Raw genomic sequence first — 8345 nt, forward strand, 5'->3', positions numbered from 1 at the left:
ACACCGTGCGTGTGCCGCCGGGCGGGACACTGTGACGATGGCGGACCCTCGGCCGAGGCGCCACCCGGCCGTTTTCCAAAAATTGCGCACTTGCTGTCCCCCATCGGACAGGGCGCGACCGGCTCGACTGGGCGGGCGCCGTCGGGCGGTCAGGAGCGGGCCGGCCACTCCGTCGCGGGGGCGGCGGGCGGCGGGTCGCCGACCAGCTCGGCCAGGCGGGCGAGCCGCCGCCGGCCGGTGATCCGGTACGCGGGCCCGCCCTCGCCCGGCCCGAGCAGCGCCCCGGAGAGACCGACCGCGTCGAGCGCCCCGCCGACCGGCGCCCAGCACTCCTCGTCGGCGGCGCCGAGCCGGAGCAGGAAGCCGGACGGCTCGGCGGCCCCCGCCGCGGCGAGCCAGAGCCGCAGCCGCCGCCCGTTGAGGTGGAAGCCGACGGGCGGCCGCTTGCCCGCACCGCGCAGCCAGGCCACCGCGAGCGGCTTCAGCGAGCGGGCGTACGAGGTGCGCACCGCGTGCCGCCCGTCGGTGGTCGCCTCCCAGGTGGCCGCCACGCCGCGCAGGGCCAGCTCGGCGACGAGGACGTGCACCCGCCAGGCCGCGTCGACCACGACCGAGAGCCGGGCCGTGCCACCCATCCGGACCGCCTCGCCCGGGCCGGCCAGCAGCCCGGCGAGATCGGCGACGGACGGATCCGCCGCCTCCGCGCCGAAGAAGGTCAGCTGCCGGGCGGATTCGTCGGCGTCGGCCGGCGGGGGCGGGGCGGTTCGGCGGGCGACCGGCGCGACCCGGTCCGCGGGCACCGGGAAGAGCACCGGCAGCGCGTCGCCGCCCGACGGGTCACCGGTCCCGCTCAGCGACACTCCGGCACCTCGTCGAAGGCGCGTTTCAACTCCTCGGAGTTGAGCCGGCTGGTGTCGAGCGCGCTGGCGTCGTACTCCTTGTTCAGGGTGTCCACGGCGGCACGGACGCCGTCGTAGAAGACGGTGGGCTGGCCGGTGCCCAGCCCGTCGATGGTGTCGCGGGCCCTGCCGTACGCGTCGCGCACCTTCGCCAGCGAGGCCCGGAAGCCCGCCGAGACCTCCTCGCCCTGCTCGGCGTCGGGGATGCCGGCCTCCTCGACCTTGCGTCGGGCGGTCTCGCTGGCCTGCTCCGCGCCGCCGAAGAGCCGCACCAGGTTCTCCTTTGCCTGCGCCGGGGTGGTCTGGGCGGTCATCTGCTGGTCGGTGCTGCTGGTCAGCTTGCTGATCTCGGCCCGCCACGGGGTGAGCGCGGAGCAGACCGACGCCGCCCACGCCCGCGGGCTGGGGCCGCCGCCGCAGCCGGCCAGCACGAGTACGAGCGTGGCCAGGACCACCGTGAGCTTTCCGGCGGCTGCCGCCCGGCACGTGCGCATGCGTTGCAGCGTACGGCCTCTGTCGAGTCCGGGCACCGGACAGGTTTGCCGGGTGTACGGGTGGTCCCCGGCCGGCCGCGCGGGCCGACCGGGGACCGGGATGCCGGACGGGTCAGGCGTTGACCGTCTCCGGCCGCTGGTCCGGGCTGCCCGCGCCGCTGCCGGAGTCGGAGTCGGACATCGCCACGCCCTTGCGCTTGCTGAACACCACCGCCGCGGCGATGATCAGCGTCGCCACCACGGCGATCCCCACCCGCAGAGCGGTGTTCCGCTCGTCGCCCACGCTCCAGGCCACCACGGCCGGCGCGATCAGCAGCGAGACCAGGTTCATCACCTTGATCAGCGGGTTGATCGCCGGGCCGGCGGTGTCCTTGAACGGGTCGCCGACGGTGTCACCGATGACCGTGGCGGCGTGCGACTCGGAGCCCTTGCCGCCGTACGCGCCGTCCTCGACGAGCTTCTTGGCGTTGTCCCACGCGCCGCCGGAGTTCGACAGGAAGACCGCCATCAGCGTGCCGGCGCCGATCGCACCCGCCAGGTACGCCGCCAGCGCGCCCGGCCCGAGGCCGAAGCCCACCGCGATCGGCGCGAGGATGGCGAGCAGACCGGGGGTCATCAGCTCGCGCTGCGCGTCCCGGGTGCAGATGTCGACGACCTTGCCGTACTCGGGGCGCTGGGTGCCGTCCATGATGCCGGGCAGCTCGCGGAACTGCCGGCGTACCTCCATCACGACCGCGCCCGCCGAGCGGGAGACCGCGTTGATGGCCAGGCCGGAGAAGAGGAACACCACCGCCGCGCCGATGATCAGGCCGACCAGGTTGCGCGGGTTCGCCACGTTCAGCGAGTTGAGGATCTCGGCACCGACGTCGCCCACCCCGGCGTCCGCGTACGCGGTGCGCAGCGTGTCGGTGTACGAGCCGAACAGCGCCGTCGCGGCGAGCACCGCCGTGGCGATCGCGATGCCCTTGGTGATCGCCTTGGTGGTGTTGCCGACCGCGTCCAGCTCGGTGAGCGTCCGGGCGCCGTGCTCGTCGATGTCGCCGGACATCTCCGCCACGCCCTGGGCGTTGTCGGAGATCGGGCCGAAGGTGTCCATCGCGACGATCACGCCGACCGTGGTGAGCAGGCCGGTGCCGGCCATCGCCACGGCGAACAGCGAGAGCGTGATGGAGCTGCCGCCGAGCAGGAACGCGCCGAACACGCCGGCGCCGATCAGCAGCGCCGAGTAGACCGCCGACTCCAGGCCGACGCTGATGCCGGCGAGGATGACGGTGGCGGCGCCCGTCTGGGAGCTCTTGCCGATGTCCTGCACCGGGCGCCGGTTGGTCTCGGTGAAGTAGCCGGTCAGCGCCTGGATGGCCGCCGCCAGCACGATGCCGATGACGACCGCGCCGATGGCGACCGTCCGCGGGTTCTCGCTGACGTCGGTCAGCCCGCCCTCCAGCTCGGCGAAGGTGGCCGGCAGGTACGCGTACGTGGCGATCGCCACCAGCACCGCGGAGAGCACCGCCGAGATGTAGAAGGCCCGGTTGATCGCGGTCAGGCCGTTGCGGTCCGAGGCGCGCAGCCGGGTGATGAAGACGCCGACGATCGCGACGAGCACACCGATGGTGGAGACGATCAGCGGGAAGACCAGGCCCTGCTCGCCGAAGGCGGCGCGGCCGAGGATCAGCGCGGCGACCAGGGTGACCGCGTACGACTCGAAGAGGTCGGCGGCCATGCCGGCGCAGTCACCCACGTTGTCGCCCACGTTGTCGGCGATCGTGGCGGCGTTGCGCGGGTCGTCCTCGGGGATGCCCTGCTCGACCTTGCCGACCAGGTCGGCGCCGACGTCGGCGGCCTTGGTGAAGATGCCGCCGCCGACCCGCATGAACATGGCGAGCAGCGCGGCGCCGAAGCCGAAGCCCTCCAGCACGGTCGGCGCGTCGCTGCGGTAGAACAGCACGACCAGCGCGGCGCCGAAGAGGCCGAGGCCGACGGTGAGGAAGCCGACCACGCCGCCCGTACGGAAGGCGATCTTCATGGCGGCCTCCCGGCCGCCCTCGCGCTCCCGGGCGGCGGCGGCGACCCGCAGGTTGGCCCGGGTGGCCAGCCACATGCCCGCGCCGCCGATGAACGCGCTGAACAGCGCGCCCACGACGAAGAAGACGGACCGGCCGATCTTCACCGCCGTCTCGCTGCCGTCGGTGCCGTGCACCGGCAGCAGGAAGAGCAGCACCACGGCGATGACCACGAAGATCGCCAGGGTCCGGAACTGCCGGAGCAGGTAGGCCGAGGCGCCCTCCTGGACCGCGCCGGAGATCTCCTGCATTTTGTTGGTGCCCTTGCCGGCGGCCAGCACGGCCTTCGTCAGCGCGCCGGCGAAGGCGAGCGCCACCAGCGCGATGACCGCGGCGATGACGACGTACGTGACGTTGTTTCCGGTGAGGGAGATCCCGCCGCCCTCGGCGGCCAAGGTGTCGGACATCTGTGTCCTCCTGTACCGAACGCTCGCGCCGGCCGGTGGAGACGCACCGACCCGGCGCCTGGATGCGGAGTCGCAAGCGCGCGCCACCCACCCCGAACGGACCAGCGAGGAACGACAGTTCCCGCTGGGTGCGGGATGGATCACTTGCTGACAACTCGCGTACTGTAGCCCTCCACAGTGTTGGAGGTCACATCGAGGGGGCACCGCGCCGCGATGATCTCCGTCGCTGTGTTATGAGGAAAAATCTGATATAGGAACCCATCCATGCCGAAGAGGCCGCGCCCCGGTGGGGCGCGGCCTCTCACGGCGTACGACGCCCTCGACGAGGGCGGTGGAAGATCAGCTCAGCGGCCGACGGGCCAGACCATCCGCACCTCGGTGCCGATGCCCTCGTCGACGGGGCGGACCTGGAGGTCCTCGACGAAGCCGGCCAGCAGCGCGAAGCCGACGCCGGTGGTGAGGTCGTCCTCGTTGAGCGACTCGTTGGCGAGCTGGTCGGCGTTCAGCGCCGCCAGGCCGAGACCGGCCTCGATCGGCGCGCGGTCGACGACGCGCACCGCGTACGCCCCCGTGTCGGACATCTCGACGAGCACGGGCTCGGACACGCCGTACTGGCGGTGCAGGGCGACCGCGCGGGTGCACGCCTCACCGATGGCCAGCCGCACCTCGTCGAGCAGCTCCTCGCGGACCCCGGCCCGCCGGGCGACCGCCACGCCGACCAGGCGCGCGGTGCGCACGTGCACCGGGGCCGGCGAGAAGGAGAGCTTGACCGTGGCCATCAGACGCCGGTGCCGGCCGGGTCGGTGCCGATCGCCGCGTCGACCGTGGGATGCAGCGGGAAGACCTGGTCGAGGGCGGTGATCCGGAAGATCTTGAGCAGCGGCTCCTTGTCGCAGACCAGGGCGAACGAGCCGCCGGCCGCGCGCAGCCGCTTGAGCGCTCCGACCAGCACGCCCAGCCCTGTGGAGTCGAGGAAGTCCACCCGGCCCAGGTCGACCACGACGTGGCGGGCCCCGCCGTCGATCAGCTCGAGGAGCCGCTCCCGTAGCCGGGGCGCGGTGTAGACGTCCACCTCACCGCCGACCTCGAGCACCGTGTGCTCGCCCACGGTGCGGGTCGCCAGCGACAGCTCCATCGGTCCTCCCTCGCAAGAGCCGTAAACTCTCCTGGGCATCTAACCATCCCCGCCGGATACCGGCTCTGCTCACCGGCGGAGGCCTCCCCTTACCCCCGCCCCCCGCTTTCCATCTCCGAACACCAGTGCGAGAGTGCAGGACGTGACCTCCGAACCGGCGCGCCGCAACCCGGGGCCGTCGTCCGCAGCCACCGTAGTCGCAGGTGGCGGGCCCGGGCGAGCGCCGGCCGACCTGCTGGGCCGGCTGCGCGCCCGTACCGGCGCCGACCCGGTCACCCACGTCGAGCGGGTGCCGGCACGGACCGGCGAGCCCGCCCCGTGGCCGGACTGGGCACCGGAGGAACTGCGCGCGGCGTTCGCCCGGCGCGGCGTGGTCGCGCCCTGGCGGCACCAGGCGGAGGCGGCCACCCTGGCGTACGACGGCCGGCACGTGGTGGTGGCCACCGGCACGGCGTCGGGCAAGTCCCTGGCCTACCAGCTTCCCGCGCTGGCCACCCTGCTCGCCGACCCCCGGGCCACCGTGCTCTACCTGGCGCCGACGAAGGCGCTCGCCGCCGACCAGTTGCGCGCCGTCGCCGCGCTGGAACTGGAGGGGGTACGCCCCTCCTGCTACGACGGGGACACCCCGCGCGCCGAGCGGGAGTGGATCCGGAAGCACTCCCGGTTCGTGCTGACCAACCCGGACATGCTGCACCACGGCATCCTGCCCGGGCACGCCCAGTGGTCCGGCTTCCTGCGCCGGCTCACGTACGTGGTGATCGACGAGTGCCACACCTACCGGGGGGTCTTCGGCTCGCACGTCGCGCACGTGCTGCGCCGGCTGCGACGGCAGTGCGCCCGCTTCCGGAGCACGCCCGTCTTCGTACTGGCCTCGGCCACCTCCGGCGACCCGGCGACGGCGGCCGGGCGGCTCACCGGGCTGCCCGTCACCGCGGTCACCGAGGACACCTCGCCGCGCGGCGGGGTGACGTTCGCGCTCTGGGAGCCCCCGCTGCTGCCGCCGGACTCCGCCGCCGACCAGCAGGCGGACCTCACCCAGGTCCGCCGCTCGGCGCTGCGGGAGACGGCCGACCTGCTCGCCGACACGGTCGCCGAGGGGGTACGCACGCTGGCCTTCGTACGCTCCCGGCGCGGCGCCGAGGTGGTCGCCGCGAACGCCCGCCGCGCCCTCGACGAGGCGGTGCCCGGGCTCGGCGACCGGGTGGCCGCCTACCGGGCCGGCTACCTGCGCGAGGAGCGACGCGAACTGGAACGGGCGCTGCTGCACGGCGACCTGCTCGGGCTGGCCTCGACCAACGCGCTGGAGCTGGGCGTCGACCTGGTCGGCCTCGACGCGGTGCTGATCTGCGGCTACCCGGGCACCCGGGCCTCGCTGTGGCAGCAGGCCGGCCGGGCGGGGCGCTCCGGGCAGGAGGCGCTCGCCGTGCTGGTCGCCCGGGACGATCCGCTGGACACCTATCTCGTGCACCATCCCGAGGCGGTGTTCGGGCGGCCGGTGGAGGCGACCGTGCTCGACCCGGCCAACCCGTACGTGCTGGCGCCGCAGCTCGCCTGCGCGGCGGCCGAGGCGCCGCTGACCCCCGACGACCTGGCGCTCTTCGGTGACGGGGCGAAGGAGGCGGTGGACCAACTGGTGGCGGCCGGGGCGCTGCGGCAGCGGCCGACCGGCTGGTACTGGCGGCACCGGGAACGGCCGGAGGTGGACCTGCGCGGCGAGGGCGGCACGCCGGTCTGCGTGGTCGAGGCGGCGACCGGGCGGCTGCTCGGCACCGTCGACGGCGGCTCGTCGCACTTCCTGCTCCACCCCGGCGCGGTCTACCTGCACCAGGGCGTCTCGTACGTGGTCGACTCGCTCGACCTGGCCGACGGGTGCGCGCTGGTGCACCCCGAGGAGCCGGACTGGTCCACCCACGCCCGCGACGTCACGTCGCTGTCGGTGGTGTCGGTCCGCTCGTACGTGGACGCCGGCCCCGTCGGTCTCTTCCTCGGCGAGGTCGACGTGACCAGCCAGGTGGTGTCGTACCAGCGGCGGCGGATCGCCACCGGCGAGGTCATCGACACCCGCCCGCTGGACCTGCCGGCCCGGGAACTGCGTACGGTCGCGGTCTGGTTCACCCTGTCGCCACAGTCCCTGACGGCCGCCGGGGTGGAACCCGCCGACGTGCCGGGCGCGCTGCACGCCGCCGAGCACGCCGCGATCGGACTGCTGCCGCTCACCGCGACCTGCGACCGCTGGGACATCGGCGGGCTCTCCACGGCGGCGCACCCGGACACCGAGGCCCCGACGGTCTTCGTCTACGACGGGCACCCGGGTGGGGCGGGCTTCGCCGAACGCGCGTACGGGACGGCGGCGGCCTGGCTGCGGGCCACCCGCGACGCGATCGCGGAGTGCGGCTGCGAGGCGGGCTGCCCGTCCTGCGTGCAGTCCCCGAAGTGCGGCAACGGCAACAACCCGCTCTCCAAGCCGGACGCGGTCAGGGTGCTCGACGTGGTGCTCGCCAACCTGCCCGACGGCGTACCGGCCCCCCGCACGTCCGGCGACTCGTCCGTCGCCCTCTCCGGCGGCTCGTCCGGCACCTCCTCCAGCGACTTGTCCGGCGCTCCCTCCGGCGGCTCGTCCGGCAGCTCGCCCGACGTTCCGTCCCGCGGTTCGTCCGGTGGCGATGTCGCGGTGCCGGGCCGCCGCGCGGTTCGAGGCACCGTCCCGCCGGGCGGCCCTCCGGTTCCGGGGGAACGCGTCGCTCCGGACGACGTCGCCGCAGGCGGCCCCGGGGGTCCGGGTGGCTCCCCGTCCCGCGTGGTGGAGACCGGTTCGGGGGAAGCCCCCGTCCCGGGTGGTGGAAAGCAGGCATAGAACCCCTTCTCTCGGGGCAACGAATACGTGGGAGCGCTTCCATCGCTGCTCGCGGATCATTGCCGTGTTTCCCGTCGAAGGAGGAGTCGTGGCCGACACCATCGCCGAGACCGTCGACCTGCTCTACACGATCGACCAGGAGAAACTCACTCCCGACCAGCAGATCGCCCTGGGCACCGCGCTAGCGAGCCTGGCGCAGGCCGAGCGCCTGGAACAGATCAACGAGCGGCTGCGAAGCATCCACCAGGTCCTCAACGCGTGGGCGCTCAAGGCCACCGTCGACGGAGGCCGCTGACCCCGATCCACACGGCCCAGCACGGCCGCGGCGGGATCGCCGGTCGCGGCGGGATCGCCGGTCGGACGGCACCCAGCACGGCCGCGGCGGGATCGCCGGTCGTGGCGGGATCGCCGGTCGGACGGCACCCAGCACGGCCGCGGCGGGATCGCCGGTCGTGGCGGGATCGCCGGTCGGACGGCACCCAGCACGGCCGCGGCG

Annotated in this window: 6 protein-coding genes and 1 pseudogene; 2 read left to right on the top strand and 5 right to left on the bottom strand. The window is 73.9% G+C overall.

Annotated elements, in window-relative coordinates; all coding sequences use genetic code 11:
* Positions 1 to 149 precede the first annotated feature (149 nt).
* The 5 genes from AB0883_RS11700 to AB0883_RS11720 all read right to left on the bottom strand — a co-directional run bounded on the left by AB0883_RS11700 (position 150) and on the right by AB0883_RS11720 (position 4995).
* Positions 150 to 719, bottom strand: coding sequence for a hypothetical protein (locus tag AB0883_RS11700; protein ID WP_366641710.1), 570 nt, complete (start codon positions 717 to 719; stop codon positions 150 to 152).
* Between the two features lie 131 nt (positions 720 to 850).
* Entirely contained in the window at positions 851 to 1393 is a 543-nt protein-coding gene (locus AB0883_RS11705) for a hypothetical protein (RefSeq protein WP_121397047.1), read from the bottom strand.
* A 112-nt stretch (positions 1394 to 1505) separates the two neighbouring features.
* On the bottom strand, positions 1506 to 3860 hold the full coding sequence (locus AB0883_RS11710; protein WP_366641158.1) for a sodium-translocating pyrophosphatase: 2355 nt from the start codon (positions 3858 to 3860) through the stop codon (positions 1506 to 1508).
* Between the two features lie 344 nt (positions 3861 to 4204).
* On the bottom strand, positions 4205 to 4639 hold the full coding sequence (locus AB0883_RS11715) for an ATP-binding protein (RefSeq protein ID WP_121397049.1): 435 nt from the start codon (positions 4637 to 4639) through the stop codon (positions 4205 to 4207).
* Entirely contained in the window at positions 4639 to 4995 is a 357-nt protein-coding gene (locus tag AB0883_RS11720; protein ID WP_366641159.1) for an STAS domain-containing protein, read from the bottom strand. Before AB0883_RS11720 ends, AB0883_RS11715 begins: the two co-directional genes overlap by 1 nt.
* A gap of 133 nt (positions 4996 to 5128) precedes the next feature.
* On the opposite strand from AB0883_RS11720, the pseudogene AB0883_RS11725 reads away from it, so the two are divergent.
* Positions 5129 to 7504: pseudogene (locus AB0883_RS11725) on the top strand (DEAD/DEAH box helicase); the annotation flags it as partial.
* A 433-nt stretch (positions 7505 to 7937) separates the two neighbouring features.
* On the top strand, positions 7938 to 8144 hold the full coding sequence (locus AB0883_RS11730) for a hypothetical protein (RefSeq protein ID WP_121397051.1): 207 nt from the start codon (positions 7938 to 7940) through the stop codon (positions 8142 to 8144).
* Positions 8145 to 8345: the final 201 nt, after the last annotated feature.

The organism is Micromonospora sp. NPDC047812 (assembly GCF_040704175.1).
In the GTDB taxonomy this organism is placed as follows: Bacteria; Actinomycetota; Actinomycetes; order Mycobacteriales; family Micromonosporaceae; genus Micromonospora.